Raw genomic sequence first — 16058 nt, 5'->3', positions numbered from 1 at the left:
CGCAATACGCAGCAAGAGCTCATGATTGAACAAGTTGAGTGGCAAGATGGCACATCCCTGCATCACAGGCAGGGCGCAGAGCAAGTTCCGCACGGCATCCGACCAAGGCGTGAAGCAACGGGTCGCCGAGGGCACTGATGTCTCGCGAGGAACAGAAGCACGCGCTACGCCAGCTGGGTAAGGTCCTTTTGCAAGATTTCGGACTGTGCGAAGTGTCAGGCTCGATCTTCGTGCTTCGGCGTGAGGAACATCACCCCGAGGAGTACGCCGATACATGCGGTATTGATCGGACGGGTAACGGCCCGGTCGGCGGCAGGATCATCGCCCGACGCAACAGCCGCGTGGCGCATGGTTTCCCCGTCCGCGACCGAATTTCACCCAAGACGCCGCGTTGCGGGCTGGGTTCCGCAGCCTCTGCACGCGATAAAACATGCGCGACACGTCTAGGTGGGGTTGCCCGTCTGGCGCTGCAAAGATCGTTGCGAGGGCGTCATGGGGCGCCGGCAATGGCAAACCCCGCCCGAAGCGACATCTGGCAGAGTGTTAGGGACGCGCGTCCAATCGGTCCTGCTGCCGTATGCCGCGTGCGAAGGCTTCGAACACATCTTCGGGCGTCATGAAAATTTTGGCCCGTTCGAAATGCGCTGCGACCTCGGCAGAGATCTCGGCTATGGTTTTGGCCTCTGGGCTGCGCTGCGCCCAGGCCCGTCCCGGATGAATCGTATCCCATGGGCTTTTGTTGTTGGCGCGCGTCGTCGAGGCGTCGCCATGTTTTCCAAGGCCAAAAAGGATACGGCTTTCATTGTTCCAGATGGGTTCGAAAAGCCGAATGAGGTGGATTTCGGCCGATGCTTGATACCCGCTTTGCACCGCAAGCGCGCGGCATTCGAAATCCGCCAATTCAATGCCGGCAACCTTGTCGATGTTTTTGCGGTGTTCGGCCAATCTATCGGTTAGTTTTGTCAATTGTTCGGTGACCGATTTCGCATGTGCGGGTGGATCGGCCTTGCCCACATAGATCGGGGTTTCTGTGCCTGAAATCGGTGCGTAAATGTCGGCATCGCCGGTGTAGTAGATGGCATAAACGCCCGACCCGTAGGACTTGGACACATTTGCGAGCGGCCGCCGGTCCTGCGCAATAAGTGCCAGGGCGACGAAATGCCCGATCAGGCGCGGCTCCGTTGGGTCAAAAAACGCTTCCGGTAACGCCACGGGATCGAGATCGCGGGTCAGTCGATCGAGAGCCTCTTGCATCTCCGCAATGGCCCCCAAAACCGATTTTCGGGAGGGCCCCGTCAGGGCGGTAGAGGTGGCCAGATGGGTAAGGTCGTCGATGGCGGCGCGGGTTTCCTCGACCTTGATCAATTCCGGGCGGCGCGCCATTAGCGGCTCTCGGATGCAGCAAGCTGCTTGGCGACGCTATCCCCGACGACCTGCGCAAGCTTGACAGGCACCGCATTGCCCAGTTGGCGCATGCATTCGCTCCAGGCGCCGTGAAATCTGTAACTGTCCGGGAAGGTCTGCAATCTTGCCGCTTCGCGCGTAGAGAAATACCGGACCGTCCCGTCGGCACGCCGCAACATGTTCTCGCCGCCCGGAACACCGTGAACGCCGGCCTTGAGGGTCTTGGCGGGTTCCTCAAGATAGGATCCGGTATGGCCCGGATAGGGGCGCGCGCCGTCTTGAAACTTGTGATTGAACACAGAGGCCGATTGCTTGGCCTTGCGGGGGTCTGGCAAATCGGCAATCGCATCGCGTGTTGTTGCCCATGGTTTTGAGGGCGGGCGATCGTCGGCAGAAAGTTTGCGAGACAGTTGCAAGGAGCGGCCCTCAAGCCGCCGGTCCCTTTTGGCGATCTTGTGACGGTCCCAATATGTCCCGTAGGTTTGATCCCAAACCAGCGCCTCAAGGCTGTGATCGCCGGTGTCAAATGACCAACGTGCGTCGATGTCGTCCCGAAATCCGACAAACAGGACACGTTCGCGTTTCTGTGGGACGCCGTAATTGGCCGCATTCAAAAGCCGCGTGACCACGCGATAATGTAGGCCCGGACGCTTCGAGCGGGTATGATGGCGTTCGAGACGGGCCAGATGGTCTTCCCAATGTTCGTCCGGCCGGGCGACCATCTCGGGATGTTCCATTTGATACTGGATATATTCGAAATAGTTCTGAAATGAGGCGCGCATCAAACCTTTGACATTCTCGAACACAAAGGCCTTTGGGCGGGCTTCGCGCACCGCGCGCACCGCTTGGGGAAACATGTCGCGGGCATCATCATAGGCGCGGTGGCGACCGCCCAAGCTAAAAGGTTGGCAAGGAGGGCCGCCCGATATCAAATCAAGCGTGCCGTCAAAACGGCTGAAGTTGACACGGCGGATATCGCCTTCACGGACGTGCCATGGTTGCGATGTGACGTCTTTGTCTGTGAGAATGTCATGATTGTCGCGCAGCGTATCGCAACACCATTTGTTGTGCTCGACCACAAGCTGGGGCTCAAAGCCGGATTTGGCCAGACCGATGCCCAAGCCACCAGCGCCAGCAAACAGTTCGACAGACCTGCGCTTTGATACCGATATCGTGGTTGTGTTCATCGTATGTTCCAGCCCGCCGTTTCCACGTCTTAGACCAGAATCTTCCTCCGTTCTCAAGAAAAATTGGAAAATATATGGCGTCAAAGCCCCTATGAGCGCGCAGCTACGATCCTGGGAACGTAGGTGCCTTGCATCATGCGCATTGTCTAAACTGGCCAAGGGGGCGCATAGGCCCGCGCAGAAAATGCCGCACCCTCGGTGGCGGTGCTGCGGCGCGCGCGGGTGGGTGTGGCAGCTTGGTTTTGTCCCCGATTTTACGATGTGTTGGTGGGGATGGTCTTGCGCGCGCGGGATATGGTTTTGTCTGTTTGGGCAGAGCGGGAACGCGACCGTATGGGCGCGCGTCGCCGGAGACAATCGCAGCAGGGGCGGGGAATTCGACCGGCCCGCTGGGGATTTCAATGGCGGGTGACGCTGGGTTTCGCGGGCGGGTCGTTCTGGACTTAACGCTGCAACAACCGTAAGGCGTTGCCATCCGTTTATGGGGCACCCAATGACACTCACGACCTACCCAAGCCAAAACCCGTCCCATCGCCGTGCGGATATGATCGTTCATATCATTGGCCTCGCTTTGGTTTTGAGCGCAGGGGGGGTGTTGCTGATCAAAGCATCGGCAGGATTGGACGGCAAGGGAATCGTTTCGGTGGTGGTCTATGTGCTGTGCGCGCTGATCTCCAGCTTGGCCTCTTGGGCCTATCATTTCGCGCCATGGCACGGGCGGCGTTTGCTGTTGCGGCGCATCGATCATGCGGCGATTTATCCCAGCATTTCCGGAACCTTCACGCCGTTTTTCATCTTGGCGGATACCACATGGACGTTGACGCTTCTTTGGCTGTGCTGGGGGCTGACGGGTTTGGCGATTTGGAAGAAAATCACGGATGAAAACGTCAAATCGCGCTGGTCGACGGCCTCTTACCTTGGGTTGGGGGCGATCGGGCTATGTGCCTTGCCAGACCTGACGAATGTGCCGGTCGCGACCCTTTGGTGCATCCTTGGCGGGTCTATGTGTTATGTGGTCGGCACAACATTCTACGCCCGCAAATCCATGCCGTTTCGCTATGCGATTTGGCACAGTTGGGTCCATATTGGCGCGATGTTCATGTTTGCGGGCATATGGATCGCGCTGTTTTAGCCTGCTTTGCCGAACCGCGAGGCCATGGCACTTGTCGTGATGCCCTCGCTTTGGGATGAACTCCGAACGAATAAGGTCCGCACCGTTATGCCCCGCTGTTAGCGGCACGCCGTTGCCCACGCACGGGTGCGGCGCAAACAGGCGGTCCGGCGGGTGCGGCGTTCAGTTCCAGTCGAGCGCGGTAAAATTCTCGCGGAAGGCAAACCGTTTGAGGTGGTCCTCAATCATAGCCCGTGCCGTTTGCAGGTCTTTGTCATCCTGCGCGGAGATGGTGAACATCAAGCCGACGGCATCGGCGAGCATTTGTGGCGGACCGTGGAAAACCAGCGCGGCGCTGTTTTATACTGAAATCAACGATATCGACGAGGTGCTTGGCGCGGCCCGTCGCGCCTTGGATTTGACCTCGAAGGGCATTGATGTGTCGATCCGGTATACTGGTGGGCAGGGGCATGCCGAACTCAATTGGACCTACGCCGAGGTGGAAACCGGTGGTGCCACCGTCACCACCACAGAATATTATGCAGGGCGTCCGGTTGGGCATATGATCGGCCTTTCGGGCGCATGGCAGGCCAATGAACAATGGACTTTGGGCGGATCGGCAGAGATCGCGCTCGAGAATGAGGACACGGCGGGCGTCGGCGGAATGGAGGCCTTGCCCGGATATGAGGTGGTGAATGTCTATGCCTCTTATACGCCGCGCAAGATCAGCGGCCTTGAGGTTCGGCTCGATGTGCGCAATCTATTCGATGAGCAATACTCGAGCCGCACCAGTGACGGCATTGGCTTGCCGTCGTCGATCGTGCCGGTGACCGAACCAGGGCGCACCATCGCCTTGACCACGAACCTGCGGTTCTAGATCGGCGCTGCAATGGTGTGGGTGCGTGTTGACAGGCGGTTGTTCGGCATCGCGCACCGCACCTGTGAGGCGTTCGGGGCCGGGACGGCGGTATTTGACGATAGAGGATGATGATATGACAACCCGACACGGCCTGAGTAAAATACTCTGCCTCGCACTGAGCGGGGTTGCAATGGCGGGGCTTCTTCTGACAGCGGCGCCGGTTGCGGCGCAAAACGTGCCGGTCCCACCGGAGGCACCGGCGACAGGGACCGTGCCAGAGGCGGCACAAACCGGGGCGGCGCAAGACGCACCTGCGGCTTCTTTGGTCGCGCCCTTGCCGCAGACGCCCGCCGCGCCGCAGCTCGCCCCGTCAAAATCTCTGCGGACACAGAGCGACGAATTGGCCGAGGTTAGCGCGCGGGAGAATATCGTGGCAGAACCCGCCGCTGGCGGCGCGTCCGGTCTTCAGGAGGATGAAATACAGGCAGATGCGGCGGCGCAAGACATAGTGCCCGCGCCGGACCCTGTCGCGCCGCTGCGCGGTGCGCTGTCGCGCGCGCAAGGCGCCCTTGAAACTGGCGGCCCGGCGATTTGGGCCATTGCGATGCTGTCTGTTGTGACCGTTGCCTTGATCTTGTGGAAAACATGGCGGTTGGTCCTCATGGGGGCTTGGTCGCGGCGCATCTCTGCGCAGGCGGTGGCCCAATGGGAGGCCGGCGACGCAGAGGGGGCATTGGCGCTTGTCACGCCGCGCCGTGGATTGCGCAGCCGCTTTTGCACCGCGATGATGCAAGGCGTGCGCAACCGCCCCGCCGGCGCCGCCCGCGAAGACGCCACCCGCGTTGCCCGCGAAATTCTGTCCGGTGCATCGGGCGGCCTTCGGGCATTGGATCTGATCGCCACGATCGCACCACTGCTTGGGTTGTTGGGCACGGTTTTGGGTATGATTGCGGCGTTCCAAGCCCTGCAGGAAGCCGGCAGCCGTGCCGATCCGGCGCTTTTGGCTGGCGGCATCTGGGAGGCGCTCCTGACCACGGCGGCAGGCATGGCGGTGGCGATTCCCGCCTCTGTTGCGCTGACATGGTTCGAAGCCGTGATCGACCGTGTGCGCGAGGATATGGAAAGTTTTGCCGCGCGGATATTTGTGCATGAGGCGGGGATGATCGCCTCTGGCTCAGAGGCCTCTGAGGCCGGGGGGCGCACCGCCACTAAAGGGCAGGCGGCCCTCGTCGCCCAATGACCCAAAGCGTCGAAGCGGAGTATGATTTTACTGTGCCGGGGCGCCGGCGCAAGCGCAGGCGGCCCAGCCTGACGCCAATGATCGACGTGGTGTTTTTGCTATTGGTGTTTTTCATGCTGGCATCGCGCTTTGGTATGGATGTGACGTTGCCGATGCCCTTGGCAACCGGAGGCGGCGGATATTCCGGCCCGCCACGGTTGATCGATATCCTGCCGGAGGGTGTGCGTTTGAACGGTCAGGCGGTCGCGGAAGATACTCTGGCGGCGCAGATCAAGGCGCTGACCGCATCGCAGGAGGATGTGATTATTCTGCGCGGCGGCGAGGGCACGGTGTTGCAACGTGTTGTCACTGTTGCCGAGATTTTGCGCCGCGCCGGATACGCGCGATTGGTGGTGCTTGAATGAGCCTCGATTTCCGTCCTGCGCAGCGCAAGCAACGTCCCGAATCCATCGTGCCGATGATCAACGTGGTGTTTTTGCTGCTGATTTTTTTCCTGATGACCTCGCAGATCGCGCGGCCGGACCCCTTCGAGATCGCGCCACCGGCTGCCGCCCAAGACAGCCCCGCCGACCCCGTCCCCGCGCTCTTGCTTTCTGCAGAGGGCGAGATGGCCTTTGCGGAGACGCGCGGAGCTGCTGCGATCAAAGCTTTCATCGCGGCGCAGCAGCAGGGCGGCCCAGCCCCGCAATTGCGCGCCGACAAACAAACGCCGGCCGCGACGGTGGCACGATTGCTCAAAACACTGGCCGAAGCAGGGCTGGCCTCGGTCGACTTGGTTGTAGAGGGATCATGATCCGTGTGCTGGAGATTGCCGGATTTACGGTCTTCGCGTTGCTGCTTCATCTGGCATTCGCGTTGTCCTTCTCGCGCCCTGAGGGGGAAAATTCTGCCGGGTCCGGGGGGGAGGCGGTCATCACATTGGTGGCCGCCCCGCCACAGATCGAAACCATGGTCGAGGCATGGGAGCGTCCGCCCGAAACAGCGCAAGAGATCGCGCCGCCTGAAATCGCCCGGCCGGATGCCGCCGCGCCGCCGGATCCCCCACCTGCAATGATCGAAGGCGCGCCGATCCTGCCACGTCCGGATATGATTGCGTTGCCCTCGGCTCCGGTCGTGCCGGAAGCGCCGCAAGTCGATACCCTGTCCGCGCCGCCGCCCGAGGATGTCAATGCCTCGGCGGTGACAACCTCAAAGCGTCCGGTGCAGCGGCCAAAATCGCTTGCGGTCACACCGAAGCCGAAACAGGAGCGGGCCAAACCGCTGGCCAAAAATAAACCGAACCCGAAAGCCGCCCCCGCCCCAAAGGCGCAAGGCGCATCAGCGGGGCGCGCGGCGCAAAAAGCCGCCGGTGCGGGCGGCGGCGCTCAGGCGGGGCAGGGCGGCAAGCAGTCCTCTGCCACTTTGAGTCAGGGGCAGGAAGCCCGTATGATTTCGGTTTGGGGCAGCCGGATACGCGCCCGTATTGACCGCGCCAAACGCTCCCCGCCGGGGCGGTTGCGTGGGCGGGTGGTGTTGCGCCTGACCGTGCAGTCCAGCGGTGCGCTCAGCCGCGTGTCCGTGGCGCGCTCATCTGGGCACAGTGCGCTGGATCAGGCCGCAGTCGGTGCGGTGAAGCGCGCGGGCCGCCTGCCGCGTGCCCCAAAAGGGCTGCCCAAATCCAGCTATAGTTTCACTTTGCCGGTTGTTTTTAATTGACCTCGGACACGCTTGCGCCTTGAAGTGTGGCGCTTTGCAGGGCGTTTGTCGCGCGGCATAAAACCGGCTTGTCGCGGTGCGTGACAGGCCGGACAGCGCCGTCACCTACAAACCCAACACCGCAACGCCCGAAAGTCGGGGGGCGAGGCGTCTACCCCTAAGTCGCCCGAAATGTTACATTCCGAAAATTGAATTGATCGGTGTCAAGGACCGCAGATATCCGGCGGCGCTATGGCTTCGGGCATGAGACCTTTGATCACACCAATCCTGTGCCTGATTCTGGCCATGAGCATGAGCGCCTCGGCCTATGCAGGATCGATTGTGCGCCTGTCTCATGCTCTGGCCCAAACCGGCACCACCGACATAGTGATCTGTGGGACCGACGGGCCGCAAAGCATCACCATCAATGTGCAGGGCCAGCCCGTGTCTCCCCGCGACCTGGGGTGTGACCATTGTGCGGATTGCCAGTTGATTGCTTTCGCGGTGCCGGTTGGTCGGGTCGCCTTGACCTCACCTGTCTGGCGCAGCGCGGAGGCAGCCTGCGCACCAGAGCAGCTTTATATCGCTCAAAACCTGCGCTTGGCGCATGCCCGCGCACCCCCAGTGGTGCAGCCAACAGAAACGATTCTATGATGCACGTGTCCCTCTCCACCACAGCCCTCATTGCGCGCGAACTGCGTGCCCTGCGCCGCACATGCCGCGCGCATTTATATGAGGTCTTTACCAGCCGCGCTATTTTCTGGGCGTTGATCAGTTTTGTTGCCGGTCTGGCGTTGATCACCGTCTCTGCGCAGAGCGCCACAGCCCAAACTGCGGCAAACACCCCCCCCGTTCTCGCCACCTATCTGGCCAAAGTCTCTCCCGCCGATCTGGTTGAGGGGGCAGAGGCCTATGGTCCATTGCGCGCCGATTTGCCGGTTGCGCCGCTTTTGCGCGGCGGGGAAGAGATCGGGTATGTTTTTGTCACCTCGGATTTTGTCGGCACAACCGGATATTCCGGCAAGCCCATTCATACGATGGTTGCGGTTGATCAGGACGCGCGAGTGTTGGGTGTTGATCTGGTCAAACACTCCGAACCGATTGTTTTGATTGGCATTCCCGATAGCAAAATCAAAGCAATGGTTGCAGCTTATAAGGGGCTGGATCTGGTGCAAGAGGCCGCATCTGGCGGCGCCTCGCATGAGCTTAATATTATCTCCGGTGCCACCGTCACCGTGATGGTGATCGACGACAGCATCATCCGCGCCGGGCTCAAAGTGGCGCGGGCGTTGGGATTGGGCGGGCTGCGCGCCGATGTTGCCACAGGGCCGCGTTATGAGATCAATCCCGCCGCCACCGCCCCCGCCGATTGGGCAACGATGGAAGGGGACGGCACCCTGCGCCGCCTGTCTTTGGACGTGGGGCAAATCAACGCGGCCTTTGCCGAAATGGACGACCCGCGTGCGCAAAAACGCGCGATCAAACGTCCACCGGAAACCACATTCATCGACATGCAGGTGGCTTTGGTCAGCGTGCCTTCCGTTGGTGAAAGCTTGCTCGGAGCGGCGGAAAACCAAAACCTGCAGGAGTGGATGGAACCGGGCGAACACGCGATCATGGTGGTGGGGCGCGGGCTGTATTCCTTTAAGGGATCCGGTTACGTGCGCGGCGGGATTTTTGACCGGATCGTGTTGATCCAGGACGATATTTCGGTCCGGTTCCGCGACCGGGGGCATCACCGCATGGGGTTGATCGAAGCCGCAGGCGCGCCTGAATATACCGAACGCGACCTGTTCAAAATCCCCGCCGATGTGGGATTTGATCCGGCCAAACCTTTCCGCTTGCAGCTTTTGGTGCAGCGCGAAGTGGCGGCGATTGAAAAAGTCTTCACCACCTTTGATCTGGCCTACCAACTGCCACAGGCCTACCTGACCGAAGTAGCGGCGTCTGCCGCTGCCGCGCCGCGTGCGGCGGACCAATCCGAGGTCGCGGCGCAGAACGCTTTATGGCGCCGCATCTGGCAAGAAAAACAGCTGCAAGTCATTGCGCTTGGGGCGATGCTCTTTGTGCTTACCGCTGCGTTCTTCTTCCAACAGGTCCTTACCCGCTCTGAAAAGGCCACGCGGGTGTTCCGGGTCGGGTTCTTGCTGCTGACACTGGTGTTTTTGGGGTGGTATGCCAATGCGCAATTGTCGGTGGTGAACCTGTTGGCCTTGTTTGGTGCGCTGATGTCGGGCTTTAGCTGGCAGGCATTCTTGCTTGATCCGCTGACGTTCATTTTGTGGTTCTCTGTGGCGGCGGCGCTGCTGTTCTGGGGGCGCGGTGCCTATTGCGGATGGCTCTGCCCGTTTGGTGCATTGCAAGAATTGACCAACCGTGTGGCGCGCCGCATCGGCATCCCGCAATGGACCCTGCCGTGGGGGCTGCATGAACGGCTCTGGGCGGTCAAATATATGATCTTTCTCGGACTGTTCGGCGTCTCGCTCTATTCCATCGAACAGGCCGAACACCTGGCCGAAGTGGAGCCTTTCAAAACCGCGATCATCCTCAAATTCATCCGCGCCTGGCCGTTTGTCGCCTATGCTGCGGCGTTGCTCATCGCGGGGCTTTTTGTTGAACGGTTCTATTGCCGTTACCTTTGCCCGCTTGGCGCGGCTTTGGCGATCCCGGCGCGGCTGCGGATGTTTGATTGGCTCAAACGCTACAAGGAATGCGGCAGCCCCTGCCAGACCTGTGCCAATGAATGCATGGTGCAGGCCATTCACCCAACAGGGGAAATCAATCCCAACGAGTGCCTGAACTGTATGCATTGTCAGGTGCTCTACCAATCCCATTCGAAGTGCCCCGTCGTGATCCGCAAGGACAAGCGCCGTGCCGCCGTGAGCGCGCCGGATCTGTCCAACCGCGATCTCAAGGGGCTCGAAAACCATCCGAATATTCGGAAAACCTGAAAGAGAGGACACATCATGTCTGACAGTAACAACACAATCAGTCGGCGCGGATTTATGGGGGCCACGGCCACCGGTGCGGCGCTTTTGGGCGGTGCGGGCGGACGGCTCGGGCTTTTGGGCGGCACGGCGGCCGTTGCTGCGGCGGGCACCGCCGGCAAAGCCAATGCGGCCAGCGGCGCCCATGCGATCCCCGGGCCGGGCGAGTTGGATGAATATTACGGGTTCTGGTCCTCGGGCCAAACCGGCGAAGTGCGTATTCTCGGGGTGCCCTCGATGCGCGAATTCATGCGGATCCCGGTGTTCAACCGGTGCTCGGCCACCGGATGGGGCCAAACCAACGAAAGCATCAAGATCCACAAAGACGGCATGTTGCCCGCCACCAAGGAATTGCTTGCCGCCAACGGCAAGGAAATCCATGACCAAGGCGATTTGCACCACGTCCACATGTCCTTTACCGAGGGCAAATACGATGGCCGCTTTTTGTTCATGAACGACAAGGCCAACACCCGCGTGGCACGTGTGCGCTGTGATGTGATGAAATGTGACAGCATCCTCGAGATCCCGAACGCAAAGGCGATTCACGGTCTGCGCCCGCAAAAATGGCCGCGCACCAATTATGTGTTTGCCAATGGCGAGGATGAAACACCGATGGTCAATGACGGATCGGTTTTAGATGATCCAAGCAAATATGTGAACTTCTACACCGCCGTCGATGCCGACAAAATGCAAGTCGCATGGCAGGTGATGGTCTCGGGCAACCTCGACAACACCGATTGCGATTATGACGGCAAATATGCCTTCTCGACCTCCTACAACTCGGAAATGGGGATGAACCTTGCCGAGATGATGGAAGCCGAAATGGACCATGTCGTGATCTTCAACCTCAAGGAAATCGAAGCCGGTATCGCGGCGGGGGATTTCATTGAACTCAATGGTGTGAAGGTGATTGACGGGCGCAAGGGGCAGAACAAAAACTACACCCGCTACGTGCCGATCCCGAATTCACCGCACGGGTGTAACATGGCACCGGATCGCAAACACCTTTGCATTGCCGGCAAATTGTCCCCCACGGTGTCGGTCATTGATGTGACCAAACTGGATTCCCTGTTCGAAAGCGATGTTGACCCGCGTTCGGTCATCGTTGCCGAACCCGAATTGGGACTTGGGCCGCTCCACACCGCCTTTGACGGTAAGGGCAACGCGATCACCACGCTGTTCCTCGACAGTCAGGTCGTCGTATGGAATATCGAAGACGCGATCAAAGCCTATGGCGGCGCGGACGTCGATCCGATCCGGTCCAAAGCGGACGTGCATTACCAACCGGGACACAACTCCACCTCGATGGGTGAGACGCTTGATGCGGATGGCAAATGGTTCATTTCGATGAACAAATTTTCCAAAGACCGGTATCTCAACGTCGGCCCGCTCAAACCCGAGAACGAGCAGCTTTTCGCGATGAATGGCACCGATCTGGAACTGGTTCACGATAGCCCGACCTTCGCCGAACCGCACGACAGCATCATTGTCCATCATTCGGTGGTGAACCCCGTGTCGGTATGGGATCGCCAAGACCCGATGTGGGCCGAAACCCGCAAACAGGCCGAAGCCGACGGGATCGATCTCGACGATTGGCAGGACAGCGTGATCCGCGACGGCAACAAGGTCCGTGTCTATATGACCAGCCAAGCGCCGCAGTTCTCGCTTGAAAGCTTCACCGTGCAACAGGGCGACGAGGTCACGGTTATTGTCACCAATCTGGATGACATTGATGACCTGACCCACGGGTTCACCATGGGCAACCACGGCGCAGCGATGGAAGTCGGCCCGCAAGCCACCGCCTCTATCACCTTTGTCGCGGCGAAACCCGGCGTCTATTGGTATTATTGCCAATGGTTCTGCCACGCGCTGCACATGGAAATGCGCGGCCGTATGTTGGTGGAGCCCAAAGCCTGATGAGCCTGCTGCGCACCCTTGTTGCCATGATAATCTTGACGGCCGTCCCTGCGGTGGCCGAACGGATCAACGTGGCCGCAGGGGGCGCAGACTTGGCCGATGCCATTGCCCGCGCCAAGGCGGGCGACACGATATATCTTGCAGCGGGGCGGCACGCCGGCCCGGTGTATATTGACAAACCGTTGGTCTTAACCGGCGCAACCGGCGCGGTGATCGACGGCGGCGGGCAGGGGTCGGTTGTCACCATCGATGCCCCTGATGTGTCCCTGCGCAATGTGATGATCATCGGATCGGGTCGCCGACATGATCCGATTGAAGCCGGTGTCACGCTGACCAAAAGCGCCCGCCGTGCGCAGGTGGTTAGCAATGATTTGCGCGGCAATCTGGTCGGGATCGACATTCACGGGGCCCGCGATGCGCGGGTGGCCGAGAACCGGATCGAGGGGCTGCAATTGACGCGGATGAATGCCCGCGGCAACGGGATTTACGTATGGAACGCCCCCGGTGCGGTGGTTGAAAACAACGAGATCCGCTATGGCCGTGACGGAATTTTTTCCAATGTCTCGCGCGACAATATCTATCGCGGCAACCTGATGCGGGACCTGCGCTTTGCCGTGCATTACATGTACACCAACGACAGCGAAGTGTCGGGCAATGTCTCGATCGGCAATCACCTCGGGTTTGCGATGATGTATTCCGACCGTCTGGTGGCGCGCGATAACCTGTCGATCAATGACCGCGATTATGGCGTGATGCTGAACTACACCAACAAATCCGATGTGTTTGGCAATTTGGTCACCGGCGGGGCAGAAAAATGTGCCTTTGTGTATAACGCCCACCAAAACCTTTTGGCCAATAACCGGTTCGACGGATGCGCCATCGGTGTGCATTTCACCGCCGGATCGGAACGCAATACCATCACCGGCAATGCCTTTATCGGCAACCGCACACAGGTCAAATACGTTGGCACCCGCGATGTCGAATGGAGCTATGATGGCACCGGCAATTATTGGTCCGATCACCCGGCCTTTGATCTCAACGGCGATGCCCGTGCCGATAGCCGCTATCGGCCCAATGATGTGATGGATCATATCTTGTGGTCGCAACCGGCGGCGAAATTATTGTTGGGCGCGCCTGCGGTGCAATTGGTCCGTTGGTCACAGGCGCAATTCCCCGCGACATTGACCGGCGGGGTGGTGGACAGCCACCCGTTGGTAACCCCGCCCGCCCACGAGGTGCCGCAAAACTTTCTGCTGTTGGCACAGGCCGCCCCGGCATGGTCGCGGGGTCCAAATTCAGGCCCATCAGATTCACTTCACCAGGACAATAGCGATGCGCTTACTGACCCTCTCACAGCTGACTAAATGTTACGATGGGCACACGGTGTTGGACGCCGTCGATCTGACTGTCGCGGCGGGCGAGACCGTGGCGCTTTTGGGTCATAATGGTGCGGGAAAATCGACCCTGATGAAGCTGGTGCTTGGTTTGATCCAAGCAGATGCCGGCAGCGTGTCCATTGCCGGTCACGGCCCCGGATCGGCAGGCGCACGGGCGCAAATTGCATATCTGCCTGAAAATGCCGCCTTTCATCCGGCCCTCACCGGCACCGAGCAAATCGCACATTTCCTGCGGTTGCGCGGGCTTGATCCGCGCGGGGCGGGTGCGCTTTTGGCAAAGGTCGGTTTAAAAGAGGCTGCGCGTCGCCGCATTGGCACCTACTCCAAAGGCATGCGGCAAAGGGTGGGTTTGGCACAGGCTTTGATCGGTGCTCCCAAATTGATGGTTCTGGACGAGCCGACCTCGGGTCTCGATCCGGTGTCGCGCCGCGAATTTTATGCGCTGCTTGCCGATCTGGCCGCCTCTGGTACGGCGGTGTTGCTGTCGTCGCATGCGCTCACCGAGGTTGAGGCGCGCACCGACCGCATCGCGATTTTGTCGCAAGGCAAATTGGTTGCCGACGGCTCTTTGGCCGCGCTGCGCGCTGCGGCGGATCTTCCGATGACGGTGCATTTGCGTGCCGCCGCCGGTCAGGCGCAGGCCTTGGTGGCGGCTTTCCCTGAAGGGGTGCGGCGTGTCGATGCTGGCGGCGATCACCTGACGTTGAATTGCCCGCAGGTGGAGAAATTCGCCGTGATGGACCGCATTCGCGGCGCAGCGGATCAAGTCGCGGATTTCGACATCCATCCGCCCAGTCTTGATGACATTTATGCCCATATCAGCCGGAGGGCCGCATGATGCTACGCCGGATATTTTCAACTGCGCGGCTCGAATTCCTGATCGCCCTGCGCAATCGCTGGGTCGGGATTGCCGCAGCGATGATGATCCTCTTTGCCTTGGTTCTGTCACTGGCGGGGGCGGCACCTTCGGGCGCCATGGCAGCGGATCGCTTGTCGGTGACCGTGGCGAGCCTCACGTCTTTGGCGGTCTATCTGGTGCCGCTGATTGCGCTGTTGATTTCTTTCGATGCGATCGCGGGCGAGGTCGAACGCGGTACCTTGCCGCTGCATCTGACCTATCCGCTTGGCCGGGGTGAGTTGTTGCTCGGCAAGCTGGGCGCGCAGGTCGCTGTTTTGGCGCTGGCGGTGTCGTTGGGCTATGGCGTTGCGGCTGTGGTCGGCTTTGTCGGGGATGGTGTTGCGGCTGTGGCGGGGCTTGGCGCGCTTTGGCGGCTGGTCTGGACCTCGGTCTTGCTGGGCGCGGTTTTCGTCTCTCTGGGCCATATGATGTCCTGCCTTGCGCGGCGGCCTTCGGGGGCGGCGGGGATGGCCATTGGTCTATGGCTGGTGGCGATCGTTCTTTATGATTTGGGGCTTTTGGCCGCCGTGGTGGCGGACAATGGCGGCCGTTTCACCGCATCTGCCTTTCCCTGGTTGTTGGTTTTAAACCCCGCAGATGCTTTCCGCATCTTCAACCTTGCCGCCTCCGAGGCGGTCGGAGCGGCGGCGGGACTGGCCGGCGCGGCGAGCGCGATCGCGCTCTGGAAACCGCTTGCATCGCTGTTGGTTTGGCCCGCCTTGGCGGCGCTTTTGGCCCGCGCGGCGTTCGGGCGGGTGCAACCTTGATGGGGCGCATGAAACCTCCCTTGCCGCGGCGCTGCCGGCGCAATCTGACCGTAGTCCTTTGTGCCCTCATGGCGCTTGCAGGGTGCCGTGAGGAACCAGGCGGCGTCGCCCCCGCGCCGGTTGAGCTGACTGCCGATGCGGCAGGATATTATTGCCAGATGACCTTGCTTGATCATATTGGGCCCAAAGGGCAAATCCATCTCGATGGCCTGTCTGCGCCGTTATTTTTTGCGCAGGTCAAAGATGCGATCGCTTACCTGCATATGCCCGAGCAAAGCCATGCGGTGCGCGCCAGCTATGTGCAAGATATGAGCGGCACCGCGACGTGGTCCGCGCCGGGGGCATGGGTGCCCGCAGAGCAGGCCTATTACGTGATCGGCAGCGATGCCTCGGGCGGTATGGAGGCGGCGGAATTCGTGCCCTTTGCCATTCAAGACGATGCTCGCGCCTTTGCCCGAACTCACGGCGGCGAGGTGCGTAGCTTTTCCCAGATCAGCCGTGCCGATGCTTTGGCCCCCTCTGGCGCCGTGCCGCCGGATGCGGCCGGGGCTGGTCACGACAAAGACGATATTGCCGGACGGCTCAAAGCCCTCTCTGGCCCGCGCAGGAGCAATTGA

General features: G+C 60.5%; 16 protein-coding genes. 13 read left to right on the top strand and 3 right to left on the bottom strand.

Annotated elements, in window-relative coordinates; all coding sequences use genetic code 11:
• Positions 1 to 543: 543 nt before the first annotated feature.
• Positions 544 to 1383 (bottom strand): Eco29kI family restriction endonuclease, encoded by an 840-nt coding sequence (locus DI396_RS03430; protein WP_110794690.1) that lies wholly within the window; start codon positions 1381 to 1383, stop codon positions 544 to 546.
• Positions 1383 to 2591, bottom strand: a complete 1209-nt coding sequence (locus DI396_RS03425) for a DNA cytosine methyltransferase (protein ID WP_110794689.1) — start codon at positions 2589 to 2591, stop codon at positions 1383 to 1385. The genes DI396_RS03430 and DI396_RS03425 overlap by 1 nt, the downstream gene beginning before the upstream one ends.
• A 493-nt stretch (positions 2592 to 3084) precedes the next feature.
• On the opposite strand from DI396_RS03425, the gene trhA reads away from it, so the two are divergent.
• A complete protein-coding gene (gene trhA, locus DI396_RS03415; RefSeq protein WP_110794687.1) occupies positions 3085 to 3723 on the top strand; it encodes a PAQR family membrane homeostasis protein TrhA in 639 nt (212 codons plus the stop codon).
• Between the two features lie 162 nt (positions 3724 to 3885).
• Here the strand turns inward: trhA and DI396_RS03410 are convergent, their stop codons facing one another.
• Positions 3886 to 4002 (bottom strand): DUF2218 domain-containing protein, encoded by a 117-nt coding sequence (locus DI396_RS03410; protein ID WP_235851723.1) that lies wholly within the window; start codon positions 4000 to 4002, stop codon positions 3886 to 3888.
• Here DI396_RS03410 and DI396_RS03405 point away from each other — a divergent pair.
• The 12 genes from DI396_RS03405 to DI396_RS03350 all read left to right on the top strand — a co-directional run bounded on the left by DI396_RS03405 (position 3992) and on the right by DI396_RS03350 (position 16058).
• Positions 3992 to 4579 (top strand): TonB-dependent receptor domain-containing protein, encoded by a 588-nt coding sequence (locus tag DI396_RS03405; RefSeq protein ID WP_110794686.1) that lies wholly within the window; start codon positions 3992 to 3994, stop codon positions 4577 to 4579. The two genes, DI396_RS03410 and DI396_RS03405, sit on opposite strands and share 11 nt — an antisense overlap.
• A 115-nt stretch (positions 4580 to 4694) precedes the next feature.
• Positions 4695 to 5801, top strand: coding sequence for a MotA/TolQ/ExbB proton channel family protein (locus DI396_RS03400; protein ID WP_110794685.1), 1107 nt, complete (start codon positions 4695 to 4697; stop codon positions 5799 to 5801).
• Positions 5798 to 6205 (top strand): ExbD/TolR family protein, encoded by a 408-nt coding sequence (locus DI396_RS03395; protein ID WP_110794684.1) that lies wholly within the window; start codon positions 5798 to 5800, stop codon positions 6203 to 6205. Before DI396_RS03400 ends, DI396_RS03395 begins: the two co-directional genes overlap by 4 nt.
• Positions 6202 to 6594 (top strand): ExbD/TolR family protein, encoded by a 393-nt coding sequence (locus tag DI396_RS03390; protein WP_235851722.1) that lies wholly within the window; start codon positions 6202 to 6204, stop codon positions 6592 to 6594. Before DI396_RS03395 ends, DI396_RS03390 begins: the two co-directional genes overlap by 4 nt.
• Positions 6591 to 7496 carry an energy transducer TonB gene (locus DI396_RS03385; RefSeq protein WP_110794683.1) on the top strand — a complete coding sequence of 302 codons (906 nt, stop codon included), beginning with the start codon at positions 6591 to 6593 and terminating at the stop codon, positions 7494 to 7496. The genes DI396_RS03390 and DI396_RS03385 overlap by 4 nt, the downstream gene beginning before the upstream one ends.
• A gap of 243 nt (positions 7497 to 7739) precedes the next feature.
• Positions 7740 to 8129, top strand: a complete 390-nt coding sequence (locus DI396_RS03380) for a hypothetical protein (protein ID WP_162617134.1) — start codon at positions 7740 to 7742, stop codon at positions 8127 to 8129.
• Positions 8126 to 10426 carry a NosR/NirI family protein gene (locus DI396_RS03375; protein WP_235851721.1) on the top strand — a complete coding sequence of 767 codons (2301 nt, stop codon included), beginning with the start codon at positions 8126 to 8128 and terminating at the stop codon, positions 10424 to 10426. The genes DI396_RS03380 and DI396_RS03375 overlap by 4 nt, the downstream gene beginning before the upstream one ends.
• A gap of 15 nt (positions 10427 to 10441) precedes the next feature.
• Positions 10442 to 12379 (top strand): TAT-dependent nitrous-oxide reductase, encoded by a 1938-nt coding sequence (nosZ, locus tag DI396_RS03370; protein ID WP_110794681.1) that lies wholly within the window; start codon positions 10442 to 10444, stop codon positions 12377 to 12379.
• Positions 12379 to 13743, top strand: coding sequence for a nitrous oxide reductase family maturation protein NosD (locus tag DI396_RS03365; RefSeq protein ID WP_110794680.1), 1365 nt, complete (start codon positions 12379 to 12381; stop codon positions 13741 to 13743). The genes nosZ and DI396_RS03365 overlap by 1 nt, the downstream gene beginning before the upstream one ends.
• Positions 13712 to 14614 carry an ABC transporter ATP-binding protein gene (locus tag DI396_RS03360; protein ID WP_110794679.1) on the top strand — a complete coding sequence of 301 codons (903 nt, stop codon included), beginning with the start codon at positions 13712 to 13714 and terminating at the stop codon, positions 14612 to 14614. The genes DI396_RS03365 and DI396_RS03360 overlap by 32 nt, the downstream gene beginning before the upstream one ends.
• Complete coding sequence (locus tag DI396_RS03355; protein WP_110794884.1) at positions 14614 to 15441, top strand: ABC transporter permease; 828 nt, start codon at positions 14614 to 14616, stop codon at positions 15439 to 15441. Before DI396_RS03360 ends, DI396_RS03355 begins: the two co-directional genes overlap by 1 nt.
• A complete protein-coding gene (locus DI396_RS03350; RefSeq protein ID WP_407936291.1) occupies positions 15441 to 16058 on the top strand; it encodes a nitrous oxide reductase accessory protein NosL in 618 nt (205 codons plus the stop codon). Before DI396_RS03355 ends, DI396_RS03350 begins: the two co-directional genes overlap by 1 nt.

It is taken from the genome of Litorivita pollutaquae (assembly GCF_003205515.1).
GTDB lineage: Bacteria > Pseudomonadota > Alphaproteobacteria > Rhodobacterales > Rhodobacteraceae > Litorivita > Litorivita pollutaquae.
This window is presented reverse-complemented; position numbering and strand designations above follow the sequence as displayed.